The following is a 13,109-nucleotide window of genomic DNA, read 5'->3' as shown; positions in this document are numbered from 1 at the left end:
ACATGAGTCATGCCCTGCGCCACGTGTTGTTGATGTGCACCCTGTTGTTGGCCCCCGTCGCCTTTGCCGGCACGGTATTGGAAAATTCCCTGTGGCGGGTCGAACTCGACCCGGCCACCCTGGCCATCCGCGTCACACCCAGCGGTCAGCCGCCGGTGCAGGCCTCCAGCGGCGTGGCCGCCCATGCCGTCAGTCAACTTTCACACAATGGCCAGCAAGCCAGTTGGCAGTGGGATGCGGGCGCCTTTCAGGTGAGCGCCACGCTCGAGCAACGCGACCTGACGCTGACCATCCGGGCACTTGACGCCGGTACCTTGCCGATCCTTCAACAACCGGCCAGTGCCCTCGGCAAGGGCTTGATGTGGCCATTGGCTGAAGGGCACTACGTACCCGCCGCTGATCGCGTATGGAGCGCTTTCCTGCTGCAACAGGGTGAGATCAATACCACCCAGGACTTGAGCTTGCCGCTGTGGGGCACGGATCACGGCGGCTTCACCTTGAACTGGCTGCTGACCAACCCCTATAACAACCGCCTGCAATGGCAGCAGGGCATGACATTGTCCCTGGCCCATGAATTCACTGCGCTCGAGCCCTCGGCACCGATGACCCTGTTATTGCACCTGGGCGACGCCGACCCCCTGGCCGGTGCCAAGCGCTACCGCCAATGGCTGGTGGAGCAGGGGCGCTATGAGCCGTTGGCGGACAAACTGCGGCACACGCCCGAGGCGCAAAAGCTGCTGGGTGCCAGCCATGTCTACCTGTGGGGCAACGACCTGTTGGCCGCGCAGGATGTGCGCGACTGGCCGCTGTTGCTCAAGCGCCTGCGCGCTCATGAACTCAAGGGTTTGTTGGACAAGGAATCCACCCAGGTGCTGGCGCGACCCACGGCATTGAATCGCTATGAGCAAACCGTGCTGTTGCGCGGCCTCAATGCGGCAATCAACAGAAAAGCCCGGCAGAGCTGGCAGGTGGATGCACCCGATATGACCCGACTCGCCGCCCGCTATGGTGAGCTGCGCAACGAGCTGGCCGTGGCGTTTGCCGGCGCCTTGCGCGACCACCCCGAAACCTGGGGCAACCAGACGGTCCGGACGCTGCGCGACGCCGGGCTGCAACGCGTGTTGCTGACCCTCGGCGAAGGTTGGGAAGGCGGGCTCTGGCATCCTGAAACGATGCGTGCCGGCGTCGACGCCGGTTACCTGATGGCGCCGTACGACTCCTATGAAACCGCCTTGTCAGCCACGGAAAACCCGGACTGGACCACCGCCCATTTGGGCAACAAGGCCTACCGCGACTGCGCGATTGTGTTGAAAAGCGGCAAACTGAAAACCGGCTTCCAGCAATCCGGCCATTACACCGACCCGCGCTGCGTACGGCCTTTGCTGGAAGCCCGAGTGAAGGCCATCCAGGCCAAGGCCGGGTTCAATGCCTGGTTCCTCGACGCCTATGCCACCAGCATGGTCTTCGACAGCTACCGCGATGGCGCCACGATGACCCAGGCGCAAAATGCCGAAGGCAATATCGACGCCTCGCGCTGGCTCAACACGGTGCTCAAACTGCCTGCCGGCTCCGAAGACGGCAATGCCATTACCGCACAGGGGATCCTGTTCGCCCACGGCATGCAGACGCCGGTGATCGGTTGGGGGGACCGCCAGATGACCCAGGACAAACAGTCGCCCTATTACGTGGGCAACTGGTATCCGCCGGAAGAACCGACCGTGTTCTTCAAGCCGGTGCCGCTCAACGAGCCGTTGCGCACCGTATATTTCGCGCCGAGCATGCGCCTGCCGTTGTATCAGGCGGTATTCCACGGCTCGGTGATCACCACCCATCACTGGCTGTTCGACAGCCTGAAACTGAGCAATGTCAGGGCTGAGAACGAGCTCACCCAACTGCTCTACAACGTGCCGCCGCTGTATCACCTGAGCGCCTCGACGGTTAAACAGCGGTTGCCGGTGATGGTGCGTCAGGATCGGTTTTTTCGGCCATTGCATCAGCGCCTGGCGACTCAGGCCCTGACGGATTTCCGTTGGCTGACGGCGGACCGGCAGGTGCAGCAGACCACCTTTGCGGATGGGACACGGTTGGTGGCCAACTTTGCCGCCGAGGAAAAGGACGGGTATGCGGGGCGCAGTGTGACGGCGCTGGTGGCGGGCGAAAAACCGGTGGTGTATCAGGTGGATCAGGGCCGCCTGTGAGGCCATCGGGAGCAAGCCCCCTCCCACACTTGGCTGTGTTCACAAATCTAAATGTGGGAGGGGGCTTGCTCCCGATAGCGTCAGATCCGGCAACAAAAATCTATCGCTTGCGCCACACACTCGCCAACCAAGGCTGCTGCTCCCGAGGCAACCCCGTCGGCCGGTAGTAATGCTCCAGCTCCACAAAGCCCGCCGCCGTCAGCAACGCTCGCCATGCCTCCAGGTCGTGATAAGACCCATACCGTGGCCCATTCCAGCCCTCCTGGTTTTCACCCCGAGGGTTGGAGCTGAACAGCACGCCCGCTGGCTTCAGCGCGGCATGCAGTTGCTTGAGCACACGGGGTAGTTCCTGCTTGGGAATATGGAACAGCACGGCATTGGCAAAGATCCCATCGAAGCGTTCGGCGGGCAGATCCAGCTTGAGGAAGTCCTGCTGCAATACCTCACAGCCGCTGTCTTGCCGCGCCATCTGCGCAAACCGCTTGGAGCCATCGAGCCCCACGGCGATATGGCCCAAGCGCGTGAAGGTCTGCAGATCCCGCCCCGGCCCGCAGCCGAAATCCAGCACGGTAAACGGCGCTGTGCCCTGGAGATGCCGCAGCAAGGCATCGATGTTCTGGCTGACATCGTGATCGCGGGTGCCTTCGCGGAAGTCTTCGGCCACCTTGTTGTAGTGGCCGAGTGTGGTGGAGGTGATCTGGTCGAGGTCGTCGGGCTTGAGGATCATGACAGGCAATACCGAATGCTGGGATACGCCGACTATACCTCACCGTTTGTTGAGTACCCGCGCCAAGCGATCTCCACCCAATTGAATCACTGCCACCAGCACCACCAGCAACACGATCACCGTCAGCATGATCTGCGTGTCAAAACGCTGATAGCCATAGCGGTACGCAATATCCCCCAAGCCTCCCGCGCCAATTGCCCCGGCCATGGCCGACGAGTTGATCATGGTCACCAGGGTGATGGTAAACCCGCCGACAATCCCTGGCAGTGCCTCGGGCAACAGCACGTGCCAGATGATGTGCCAGCGCCGGCAGCCCATGGCCTGGGCGGCCTCGATCAAGCCGTGGTCGACCTCGCGCAGGCTCACCTCGGCGATGCGCGCAAAGAACGGCGTGGCGGCGATGGTCAGTGGCACCACGGCCGCCCACACGCCATAGGTGGTGCCGACAATCAGCCGGGTGAACGGGATCAACGCCACCATCAGAATCAAGAACGGAATAGAGCGGAACAGATTGACGAACGCGCCCAGCACGCGGTTCAACGCCGGTGCCTGATAGATTCCGCCCTTGTCGCTGGTGACCAGGAATACCGCCAGCGGAATCCCCACCAGCAAGGCGATCAACGATGACACTCCCACCATCAACAAGGTGTCGATGGCGCCCTGCAACAAACGATCAAACCACATAACCCAGCACCTCCACCTGTTGCGCCCAATTCCCGGCACGCTGGCGCAGCTCCGCAGCGTTGTGGGGCGAGCCACTCACCGCCAGCAGCAGTTGCCCCAGGGCATGCCCTTGAATACGTTCCACGCCGCCTTGCAGCAAGCGCACACGCCCGCCGAGAGCGCCAAACAGCGCGGCCAGGTCGGGTTCATCGTGGGCGCTGCCGGTGAACTGCAAGCGCAACACCAGTGCAGCATCAGCCGAGGTCTGGGTGGCCTGCAAACGATCCTGCAGTTCTTGCGGCAGCCCGTGTTGCAGCGGCGCCAACAGGGTTTTGCTGACCTCGTGCTGCGGGTTGCCGAACACTTGCCACACCGGGCCTTGTTCGACGATGCGCCCGTGTTCCAGCACGACCACGCGGTCGCAGATCTCGCGGATCACCGCCATCTCATGGGTGATCAACACAATGGTCAGGCCCAGGCGCTGGTTGATCTCGCGCAGCAGGCCGAGAATCGATTGGGTGGTCTCCGGGTCGAGGGCCGAGGTGGCTTCGTCGCACAGCAGAATCTCGGGGTCGTGCACCAATGAACGGGCGATGCCCACGCGCTGTTTTTGCCCTCCGGACAGTTGCGCCGGGTAGCTGTGGTGTTTGTCCTTGAGGCCCACCAGTTCCAGCAGCTCGCGGACCTTTTGCTCACGCTGCGGCTTGGGGATGCCGGCCACCTTGAGCGGCAACTCGACGTTCTGCCAGACGGTCTTGGCCGACATCAAATTGAAGTGCTGGAAGATCATGCCGATGCGCCGACGCAGCGCCACCAGGTGGTCCTCGTCGTACCCGCCGATGTCCACCTGATCGATCAGCACGCGCCCGCTGCTGGGTTGCTCCAGGCGGTTGATGGTGCGGATCAACGAAGATTTACCGGCGCCGCTGCGGCCGATGATGCCGAACACTTCGCCGCGCTGTATGGCCAGGTCGATACCTTGCAGGGCATGCACGCTGCCGTCATAGGTTTTGCCCAAGTTGATAAAACGCACATGGGCGCGGTTCAGGTCGGGGTGCAGTATGGTCTGGCTGGCATCCCTGGGCGGTGTGCCCAGGTCGCGCAGCTGGCGGTAGGCGGCGGTCATCTTCAGCCTTCCCAGCCGACTTGGTAGAGCTTGCCGAGGGATTTATCCAGGGCGGCGCGCACGACCGGCGAATGTTGGTAGATATCGACGAATTTGATCACCCGCGGATCGGTTTTGCTTTTCGGCTGGATCACAAACTGGATCACGTATTCCGGGTGGTCGAGGCCGTCGAACAGCAAGGCCGATTCGGCATCGAAGGTCTTGGACAGGCGGATATACGCCGGGTAACCCTGCACCAGATCGGCGTCGTCATAGGCGCGCACCAGTTGCACGGCTTCCACTTGCAGGATCTTGATCTTTTTCGGGTTGGCGATGATGTCTTCTTCGGTGGCCTTGTAGCCCACGCCCGGCTTGAGGGTGATCAACCCGGCCTTGGCCAGCAGCTGCAGGCCCCGCCCGCTGTTGATCGGGTCGTTGGCGATGGCCACGCTGGCACCCTGGGGCAGGTCATCGAAGCGTTTGTACTTTTTCGAGTACAGGCCGACGTTGTTGATGATGCCCGGCGCATAGGGCACCAGGTCAAATCCGGCGGCGGCCTTGGCATTTTCCAGGAACGGGATGTGCTGGAAGTAATTCACGTCGATATCACCGGCAGCCAGGCTGACGTTGGGCGCGATCCAATCGGTGAATTCGACCAGTTCGACTTTCAGCCCCTGCTTGCCGGCTTCGGCCACGGCGGCCTCCAGGGGAATCGCGAAGGCGGCGGTGGTGCCGATTTTCAGCGGTGCATCGGCGGCGAACACCGTCGCGCTGAACAGGCCGAAGGCCAGGGCCAGTGCTTTGACTGGGTGGGTGAGCAGTGTTTTTTTCATAAGATGTTTCCAGTCATAAGGTATGGGTGCAAACCATGGAGACTCAGTGTGGGAGTGGGCTTGCTCCCGATTGCGGTCGCTCGGTTGATAAATCTGGTGGCTGACACACCGCTATCGGGGGCAAGCCCCCTCCCACATTTCTGATCAACGTCGGTAGGTGGATCCTGTGTGTTGTTCGGGTAAGCGTGGCGTGCCGTGGAAGACCTTTTCTCTTAGCGTTCCAGCCTCGTACGCGGTTTTGTAGGACCCACGCCTTTGCAACTCCGGCACCACCAGATCAATGAAATCCACATAGCTTTCCGGCGTCACAATCCGCGTCAGGTTGAAGCCATCCAGCCCGGTTTCGCTGATCCAGGATTCCAGCTCATCAGCGACCTGTTCCGGCGAGCCGACCAGGGTGATGTAGCGGCCACCCAGGGCGTGTTGCTCCAGTAATCTGCGCCGGGTCCAATCGTTGTTCTGCAGGTTCTTGGTCGCCGACTGGATGGCGTTGCTCTTCACGTACTGGATCGGTTCGTCCAGTTCGTATTGGGCAAAATCAATCGCGGTGGACGCCGAGAAATGCGCCACGCCGGCTTCCGCGCTGGCGTAGCTCAGGTATTCGGCGTGCTTGGCCCAGGCCTGCGCTTCGGTGGCGCCAACGATCACGTTGAGGCCCATGAAAACCTTGATGTCATCCGCGTTGCGCCCGGCCTCGACCGCGCTGGCGCGCACCTTGTCCACCTGGGCCTTGGTCGCCGGCTTGTTCTGCCCGCTGATGAACACACACTCGGCGTGCCGCCCGGCGAACAGCAAACCACGTTCGGAGCTGCCGGCCTGGAACAGCACCGGCGTGCGCTGCGGCGAGGGTTCGCACAAGTGATAACCCTCGACCTGATAAAACTCGCCGTGGTGCTCGACCTTGTGCACCTTGCCCGGCTGCGCATACACCCGCGCCTGCGGATCGTTAAGCACGGCGTCATCTTCCCAACTGCCTTCCCAGAGCTTGTAGAGCACCTCCAGGTATTCGTCGGCCTGGTCGTAGCGCCGGTCATGCTCGGCCTGCTCGGTGAGGCCCATGGCCTTGGCGGCACTGTCGAGGTAGCCGGTGACGATGTTCCAGCCCACCCGGCCCCGGCTCAGGTGGTCGAGGGTGGACATGCGTCGGGCGAACAGGTACGGCGGTTCGTAGGTCAGGTTAGCCGTCAGGCCGAAGCCGAGATGGTTCGTCACGGCGGCCATGGCCGACACCAGCAACAAAGGGTCGTTGACCGGTAGCTGAATCGACTCTTTGAGCGGCACATCGATGGAGTTCTGGTAGACGTCGTACACGCCGACGATGTCGGCGATGAACAAACCGTCGAACAGGCCGCGTTCCAGGGTCTTGGCCAGTTCGGTCCAGTACTCGAGGGTTTTGTACTGCGTCGAGGTGTCCCGTGGATGCGTCCACAGGCCGTGGTTGATATGCCCGATGCAGTTCATGTTGAAGGCATTGAGCAGGATTTTCTTTTTCACTGTTTCAGGCGCGGGCATCAGATCGTCCCCCGCAATGGCGGGTTTTCATCATTGAGGTAGTAATTGCCCACCGCGTGATACTTCCAGCGCACCGGGTCGTGCAGGGTGTGCACGCGGGCGTTGCGCCAGTGCCGGTCGAGGCCATGCTCGGCCAGTGTGGCCTGGCTGCCGGCCAGTTCGAACAGCGTGCTGCCGGCGGCCAGGGAAATCTCGGTGCTCAAGGCCCGCACTTCGGCGACGGCGATGGAGGCGGCGGCAACGCTCTGGGCATTGCTGTCGGCCTGGGCGCGGTCGAGAAATTCGCCCGAGCGCTCCAGCAGTGCCTCGGCGGCGTGCAGGCGGGTGCTCAGGTGGCCGAAGCTTTTCAGGGTCAGCGGGTCTTCGCTGGCCTTGTCGTTGCCGGAGTCGATCCACGGCCGGGTCTTGGTGCGCACAAAGTGCAATGCATCTTCGAAGGCGGCGCGGGCGATGCCGGTGTCGATGGCCGCATGCAGGATCTGCGCGAGCGGGCCGACGGTGGTCGGGCGTTCGAAGGCGCTCTGGAACGCGACCACATCTTGCGCCGCGACCCACACGTTATCGAATACCACCGAACCGCTGCCGGTGGTGCGCTGGCCGAAGCCGCTCCAGTCATCAATTACACTCAGGCCTTCGCTGTCGCGGGGGACAAATGCCAGTTGCTGGACGCCGTGTTCATCCACTACCGAGGTGGGAATGCGCTGGGCGTAGATCGCGCCGGTCGAGTAGAACTTGCGTCCGTTGATGCGAAAGCCTTCACCGTCGCGGGTAAGGCTCGTTACGCGGTCATGCGCGGTCTTGGTGCCCAATTCCGCCAAGGCGTTGCCAAACCGCTGGCCGGCCAGCACCTCGGCGTACAGGCGTTTTTGCTGGGCCGGGCTGCCGTTCACCCGCAGCACTTCCAGCGCATAGAAATGGTTCTGCGGAATCTGGCCCAGTGACGCGTCCGCCTGGGCTATCAGCGCGATGACCTTGGCCAGGGTGACGTTGGACACGCCTGCGCCGCCGTAGGCCTTGGGTACGCTGATGCCCCACAGGCCGGAGCGGGAAAACACGTCCAGTTCGGGCAAGGGCAGGCGGCGTTCACGGTCGCGCTGAGCGCTGTCGCGGCGAAAGTCGTCGGCCAGGTCGCTGGCGACAATAAGGGCTTGTTCATCGCTGGTGATAACCGCGACGTTTGTAGAGACAGTCATGTGTGTTCTCCAGAAGCTCGTGGAAAAAGTGTTCTGGTCGGTCAAATCCAGGAGTGACGAGCAGGCAAGGTGCCGTTCAATCGATAGGCGCCGATCGCGTGATATTTCCAGCGCACCGGGTCATGCAGGGTGTGCACCCGGGCATTGCGCCAGTGGCGATCGAGGTTGAATTCGGCGAGGGTGGCGCGGCTGCCGGCCAGTTCGAAGAGTTTTTCGCTGACCAGCAGCGACACTTCGGTGGTCAGCACTTTCGCCTCGGCCACGGCAATCGAAGCCCGGGCGGCCGATTGCGCGGTGATCGGCGCGGCACTCACTTCATCCAGCACCTTGCCGGCCTTGCGCAGCAGCGCTTCGGCGGCGTGCAGTTCGATTTTCAGCTTGCCGATATCGGCAATCACGTACAGGTCATCGCTGGCACGCTCGACCTTGGCATCGATCCACGGGCGTGAGCGTTCGCGCACAAAAGCCAGGGTGTCGTCGAGTGCACCCCGGGCAATGCCGGCGTCGATGGCGGCCTGGATCAACTGTGAAACCGCACCCTGGATATTCGGCTTCTCGCCGATGCGCCAGTTGTCGACCACCAGCTCTGCGTCCACCGGCACCCGGTCCAGCAGCACCGTGCCGCTGGCGGTGGTGCGTTGGCCGAAGCCCGACCAATCATCAACGATACGCAGCCCTTCGGTGCCACGGCGCACGAATGCCATGACCTGTTTGCCGTCTTCGTTCAGGGCTTTGATCGCGACCCAATGGGCAAACAATGCGCCGGTGGAATAGAACTTTTGGCCGCTGATGACGTAACCCTCGCCCTCGGCGGTGATGCGCGCCTTGAGTTCCAGGGTGTTTCGGGTGCCACGTTCCGGGCCGCCATTACCGATGCGCCAGCCGTCGAGCACGCTTTGGAACAGCTGCTTCTTCTGGCGCTCGGTGGCGGTGCCCTGCAACAGATACAGGATGCCGAAGTGGTTTTGCGGGATCTGCCCGAGGGCCGGGTCCGCCGCGCTGATGATCGCGAACACCTCGGCCAGGGTCACGAATGACACCTGCGGGCCGCCGTATTCGCGGGGAATGGAAATACTGCCCAGCCCACTGCGGGTGAACTGTTCGATCTGCGCCCATGGCAACTGGCGCTGCCGGTCGCGCTTGGCGGCCTGCAGGCGTGCGGCCTCGGCCAACTCGTGGGCTGCCTCCAGCGCCTGGGCGTCGCTGCGCAGCACGGTGGCCGGCAACAACAGTGGGGCTACGTCCAGATCACTCTGGAGGGGTGTTAGAGCCAAATTAGACATCAGCGCCGCTCCTTGGCTGCACGTAATGCCCTGGCGTTATGCACCGGGGTAATTCTGACCATACCGACCTCGCATTCAATGAAATAAAAACAGAAAAATCAGAGATGTCCGGTGGTCCGGTGCATATACCCTAAGCGCCTTTATTTTTTAAATAAACTAACTTTTAGGAATATGCATAGAAGGGCTGTCACCCAGGCTCGCAGGGTGAGCCGGGGTGACGCGGTTGATAGATCGTCGCAGCCCTGGCCGGGCGGGCCGGCGCCGGTGCGGCACAGGCGGCAATGTTCAAGGTGCGGCTCGGGGCCCAGCGTGAATTATTGCCGACGCGATCGAGAATGCAGTAGGTCACCTCCAGTCGGCTGTCATCACCCGCTTCGACAATCACGGTTGAAGGCACCCAGACTTGCACCGCCAGGCCAATGCCTTTGGCCTGGATTTTCGGCAGGTCCATCCGTACGTCGCCCCAGCGCAGGGTAATGGCGTCGCCGCAGGCCATGTTCAGGTAAGGCTCGATGGTCAGTGGGATGCCACGCCGGACCTGGCTTGGGTTGACGCCGTAGCGGCGGATGGTATCGGGCAGCCCGACGGGGGCGAGGTTTTGGTTCTCGTCGCTGAACAGCGCCGAAGGCAGGCCGCCCGGGTAGTTGGTCTTGACCCGTACATGGGTGATCGCAGAGCGTGCCGGGCCGTAGCCGACTTGCATGACTTGGTAATGAACCTGGGCCTGGCCATCCAGCACAAAGCTTTCCGGAACACGCAGGTGGGTTGGCGTACCCACCTTGCAGGCGGTGATGCGCCGTGAGGTGGTAAAGCAGTTGTTCCAGAACAATTCGATCAGGTCGCCTTCCTCCATCCCGGGGTAGGGCGCGATGTCCACCTGCAATTGGGCGGCGGCGAGGGCGTTGATGCCATGCCGTTGCGCCTGGGGCAGGGTCGGAGCGGTGAGCATGGCCGGGGTTGCAGTGCGCGTCATAAGTAATCTCCTTGATGCAGCCAGCAGCAATCGTTCCAGCACCGATCGCGCGGTTGCGCGCAGGGTGCCGAAAGGAACGATTCAGTGAATAGCCGGGATAGGATCCAATCCTCTGGGCGCTAGATAAGAGGGTTGGCCAGGAGGCGTCAATGGCGGCACAGGGCTAAACGGCGGGTTGGAGCAGATTCAGAAAGGGCTGACCGGGGGAGGGATTTTAAGAGGCGGACGGCGGGGTGTTTTGCCGTTGTATGCGAGCCGCCTTTGTAGGCTCCGCTGACCTGTAGTGAGCGGGCTTGCCCCGCGCTGGAGTGCGTAGCGGCCCCAAATTTTTGGGAGCGCTGCGCACTCCAGCGGGGGGCAAGCCCCCTCACTACAGGTGTGCAGTGTCAGTGGGCGAGAAACTTGCTCAGGAACTGTTTGGTGCGTTCTTCCTTGGGGTTGGCAAACAGCGCTTTGGCCTCACCTTGTTCCACGATCACGCCCTTGTCGAAGAAGATCACTCGATTGGCCACGTCCCGGGCAAAACTCATTTCGTGGGTGACGATCACCATGGTGCGGTTTTCTTCGGCGAGGCTGCGGATAGTCGCCAGTACTTCGCCCACCAGTTCCGGGTCGAGGGCCGAGGTGGGTTCATCGAACAGGATCACCTCCGGCTCCATGGCCAGCGCACGGGCAATCGCCACGCGCTGTTGCTGGCCACCGGACAAACGCCTGGGGTACGACGCTTCCTTGCCCGCCAGGCCAACCCTGGCCAATAGCTTGCGACCCAACTCGATCGCCGCTTCGCGTGGCATCTTCTTGACCACAATCGGTCCTTCGATGACGTTTTCCAGCGCCGTGCGGTGGGGGAACAGGTTGAAGTTCTGGAACACAAAACCTACGTGCTGGCGCAAACGTCGCACCAGGCCCTGTTGCTGGTTGAGCGGCTTGCTGCCGTCGATCTCGATATCACCGACCTTGATGCGGCCGCTGGTGGGTTCTTCGAGGAAGTTCAGGCAGCGCAGGAGGGTGGTCTTGCCGGAACCGCTGGGGCCGATGATGGCGACGACTTCGCCTTCCTTGACCTCAAGGTCGATGCCGTTGAGCACCACCTGACCGTTGAATTGTTTGGTCAGTTTTTCAACCACGATCATGCTTCAAGACTCCAGGTCATGCCGGTTGACCCGGTCTTCCAGGCGATTTTGAAAATGCGCCAGGATGCTTGCCAGTATCCAGTAGATCAGGGCTGCGGACAGGTACATGGTGAAAATTTCGAAGGTGCGCGCCGACACCAGTTGTGCCTGGCGAAACAGCTCGGGCACCTGGATGGTGGCGGCCAGCGCCGTGTCCTTGACCAGCGAAATAAAACTGTTGCCCAACGGCGGCAGCGCCGTGCGCATGGCCTGCGGCAGGATGGCCCGGCGCAGGGTCTGTGCACGTGTCATGCCGATACTGGCGGCCGCTTCCCATTGGCCGCGCTCGATGGAGGCGATGGCGGCACGCAGGATTTCACAGGCATACGCGGCCATGTTCAGCGAAAAGCCGATCAGTGCCGCCGGGATCGGGTCCAGTTCGATGCCCACTTGCGGCAAGCCGTAGTAGATCAGGAACAGTTGCACCAGCAAGGGCGTGCCGCGAAAGAACGAGACATAGACCCGGGCGGTCCAGCTCAACAGCTTGAAGCGCGACAGGCGCATCAAGGCCAGGCCGAAGCCCAGCAGCAAGCCGAAAAACATCCCGCCGAGGCTGAGAATCACCGTGTAGTACGCGCCCTTGAGCAGAAAGGGCGCGGAGTCCAGCGCGAGTTGGAAACCTGCTTCCATTATTCGGTGACGTCAGCGTTGAAGTACTTCTCGGACAGCTTCTTCAAGGTGCCGTCAGCGCGCAGCTTGTCGAGGGCCTTGTTCACGGCGTCGAGCAATTCAGGCTCACCTTTGCGCAGGGCGATACCGGCTTCCTGGCGGGAGAAAGCAGGACCGGCAGCGGCGGTGTCCGTGGCTTTCTTGGCGTATTCCAGGGCGGCCAGACGGTCGATCAGGATGGCATCGGTACGGCCGATGCGCAGGTCCTGGAACTTGGTCGGATCATCGTTGTAGGTCTTGATGATGGCTTTGGGTTGGTTGTCCTTGAGCCATTGCTCGTAGTTGGTGCCCAGGCCCACACCGACTTTCTTGCCGGCCAGGTCGTCGGCGCTCTTGATGGTGTCGACATTTTTCTTCAGGGTCAGCGCCTGGATACCGGAGACGGTGTAGGGCTTGGAGAAGTCGTACTTCTTCTTGCGCTCTTCGGAGATGGTCACTTGGTTGACCACAGCGTCAAGGCGCTTGGATTCCAGGGCGGCGAGGATACCGTCCCATGGGGTGGCTTGCAGCTTGACCTTGACGCCCAGCTCCTTGGCCAGCGCTTCGGACAGCTCGACTTCGAAGCCGCTGAGCTTGCCGCTTTCATCGACAAAGCTGAACGGCGGGTAGGTGCCTTCCAGGCCGATCTTGATCTCGCCCGCTTTCTTGATGGTGTTCAACTGCTCGCCGGCAACCGCCTGGCCCATCCAACCGGCGCCCAGCGCCAGACCCAAAGTGCCAACCAGCAACGTGCGACGCAATACGGAAATAGTCATGAAGAGCCCCTGTGTTTTTATGTTGA

Annotated in this window: 12 protein-coding genes; 1 reads left to right on the top strand and 11 read right to left on the bottom strand. The window is 61.9% G+C overall.

Annotated features, from left to right (window positions below; genetic code table 11):
• Positions 1–2: 2 nt before the first annotated feature.
• The gene (locus MJP36_RS00895) at positions 3–2,198 is read left to right on the top strand and encodes a glycoside hydrolase (RefSeq protein WP_244384646.1); all 2,196 of its coding nucleotides are present in this window, start codon (positions 3–5) and stop codon (positions 2,196–2,198) included.
• A gap of 100 nt (positions 2,199–2,298) precedes the next feature.
• Here the strand turns inward: MJP36_RS00895 and MJP36_RS00890 are convergent, their stop codons facing one another.
• The 11 genes from MJP36_RS00890 to tcyJ form a co-directional block, all read right to left on the bottom strand.
• Positions 2,299–2,925, bottom strand: coding sequence for a class I SAM-dependent methyltransferase (locus tag MJP36_RS00890; protein WP_244384645.1), 627 nt, complete (start codon positions 2,923–2,925; stop codon positions 2,299–2,301).
• A gap of 39 nt (positions 2,926–2,964) precedes the next feature.
• Positions 2,965–3,609: a methionine ABC transporter permease gene (locus MJP36_RS00885; RefSeq protein ID WP_056858169.1), complete on the bottom strand. Its 645-nt coding sequence runs from the start codon at positions 3,607–3,609 to the stop codon at positions 2,965–2,967.
• Entirely contained in the window at positions 3,599–4,714 is a 1,116-nt protein-coding gene (locus tag MJP36_RS00880; protein ID WP_244384644.1) for a methionine ABC transporter ATP-binding protein, read from the bottom strand. The genes MJP36_RS00885 and MJP36_RS00880 overlap by 11 nt, the downstream gene beginning before the upstream one ends.
• Positions 4,715–4,716: 2 nt before the next feature.
• Positions 4,717–5,526, bottom strand: a complete 810-nt coding sequence (locus MJP36_RS00875) for a MetQ/NlpA family ABC transporter substrate-binding protein (RefSeq protein ID WP_090367531.1) — start codon at positions 5,524–5,526, stop codon at positions 4,717–4,719.
• A 144-nt stretch (positions 5,527–5,670) separates the two neighbouring features.
• Positions 5,671–7,038 (bottom strand): LLM class flavin-dependent oxidoreductase, encoded by a 1,368-nt coding sequence (locus tag MJP36_RS00870; protein WP_244384643.1) that lies wholly within the window; start codon positions 7,036–7,038, stop codon positions 5,671–5,673.
• Complete coding sequence (locus MJP36_RS00865) at positions 7,038–8,231, bottom strand: SfnB family sulfur acquisition oxidoreductase (RefSeq protein WP_244384642.1); 1,194 nt, start codon at positions 8,229–8,231, stop codon at positions 7,038–7,040. The genes MJP36_RS00870 and MJP36_RS00865 overlap by 1 nt, the downstream gene beginning before the upstream one ends.
• A 41-nt stretch (positions 8,232–8,272) precedes the next feature.
• Positions 8,273–9,514, bottom strand: a complete 1,242-nt coding sequence (locus MJP36_RS00860) for an SfnB family sulfur acquisition oxidoreductase (RefSeq protein ID WP_090367525.1) — start codon at positions 9,512–9,514, stop codon at positions 8,273–8,275.
• Positions 9,515–9,701: 187 nt separating this feature from the next.
• A complete protein-coding gene (locus MJP36_RS00855) occupies positions 9,702–10,487 on the bottom strand; it encodes a hypothetical protein (RefSeq protein WP_244384641.1) in 786 nt (261 codons plus the stop codon).
• A gap of 386 nt (positions 10,488–10,873) precedes the next feature.
• Positions 10,874–11,620 (bottom strand): L-cystine ABC transporter ATP-binding protein TcyN, encoded by a 747-nt coding sequence (tcyN, locus tag MJP36_RS00850; protein WP_244384640.1) that lies wholly within the window; start codon positions 11,618–11,620, stop codon positions 10,874–10,876.
• Positions 11,621–11,623: 3 nt separating this feature from the next.
• A complete protein-coding gene (gene tcyL, locus MJP36_RS00845; RefSeq protein WP_060754680.1) occupies positions 11,624–12,289 on the bottom strand; it encodes a cystine ABC transporter permease in 666 nt (221 codons plus the stop codon).
• Complete coding sequence (tcyJ, locus tag MJP36_RS00840; RefSeq protein ID WP_104995227.1) at positions 12,289–13,083, bottom strand: cystine ABC transporter substrate-binding protein; 795 nt, start codon at positions 13,081–13,083, stop codon at positions 12,289–12,291. Before tcyJ ends, tcyL begins: the two co-directional genes overlap by 1 nt.
• Between the last annotated feature and the right edge of the window lie 26 nt (positions 13,084–13,109).

It is taken from the genome of Pseudomonas palleroniana, from assembly GCF_022836895.1.
Lineage (GTDB): Bacteria > Pseudomonadota > Gammaproteobacteria > Pseudomonadales > Pseudomonadaceae > Aquipseudomonas > Aquipseudomonas palleroniana.
The sequence above is the reverse complement of the archived record's forward strand: the minus strand, read 5'-3'. Positions and strand labels throughout refer to the sequence as shown.

Excerpts from the sequence above, each read along its gene's own strand:
- MJP36_RS00860 (WP_090367525.1), bottom strand. The coding sequence starts at position 9,514 with ATGTCTAATTTGGCTCTAACACCCCTCCAGAGTGATCTGGACGTAGCC.
- MJP36_RS00870 (WP_244384643.1), bottom strand. The coding sequence starts at position 7,038 with ATGCCCGCGCCTGAAACAGTGAAAAAGAAAATCCTGCTCAATGCCTTC.
- MJP36_RS00855 (WP_244384641.1), bottom strand. The coding sequence starts at position 10,487 with ATGACGCGCACTGCAACCCCGGCCATGCTCACCGCTCCGACCCTGCCC.
- MJP36_RS00885 (WP_056858169.1), bottom strand. The coding sequence starts at position 3,609 with ATGTGGTTTGATCGTTTGTTGCAGGGCGCCATCGACACCTTGTTGATG.
- tcyJ (WP_104995227.1), bottom strand. The coding sequence starts at position 13,083 with ATGACTATTTCCGTATTGCGTCGCACGTTGCTGGTTGGCACTTTGGGT.
- MJP36_RS00865 (WP_244384642.1), bottom strand. The coding sequence starts at position 8,231 with ATGACTGTCTCTACAAACGTCGCGGTTATCACCAGCGATGAACAAGCC.
- MJP36_RS00890 (WP_244384645.1), bottom strand. The coding sequence starts at position 2,925 with ATGATCCTCAAGCCCGACGACCTCGACCAGATCACCTCCACCACACTC.
- tcyL (WP_060754680.1), bottom strand. The coding sequence starts at position 12,289 with ATGGAAGCAGGTTTCCAACTCGCGCTGGACTCCGCGCCCTTTCTGCTC.
- MJP36_RS00880 (WP_244384644.1), bottom strand. The coding sequence starts at position 4,714 with ATGACCGCCGCCTACCGCCAGCTGCGCGACCTGGGCACACCGCCCAGG.
- MJP36_RS00875 (WP_090367531.1), bottom strand. The coding sequence starts at position 5,526 with ATGAAAAAAACACTGCTCACCCACCCAGTCAAAGCACTGGCCCTGGCC.
- MJP36_RS00895 (WP_244384646.1), top strand. The coding sequence starts at position 3 with ATGAGTCATGCCCTGCGCCACGTGTTGTTGATGTGCACCCTGTTGTTG.
- tcyN (WP_244384640.1), bottom strand. The coding sequence starts at position 11,620 with ATGATCGTGGTTGAAAAACTGACCAAACAATTCAACGGTCAGGTGGTG.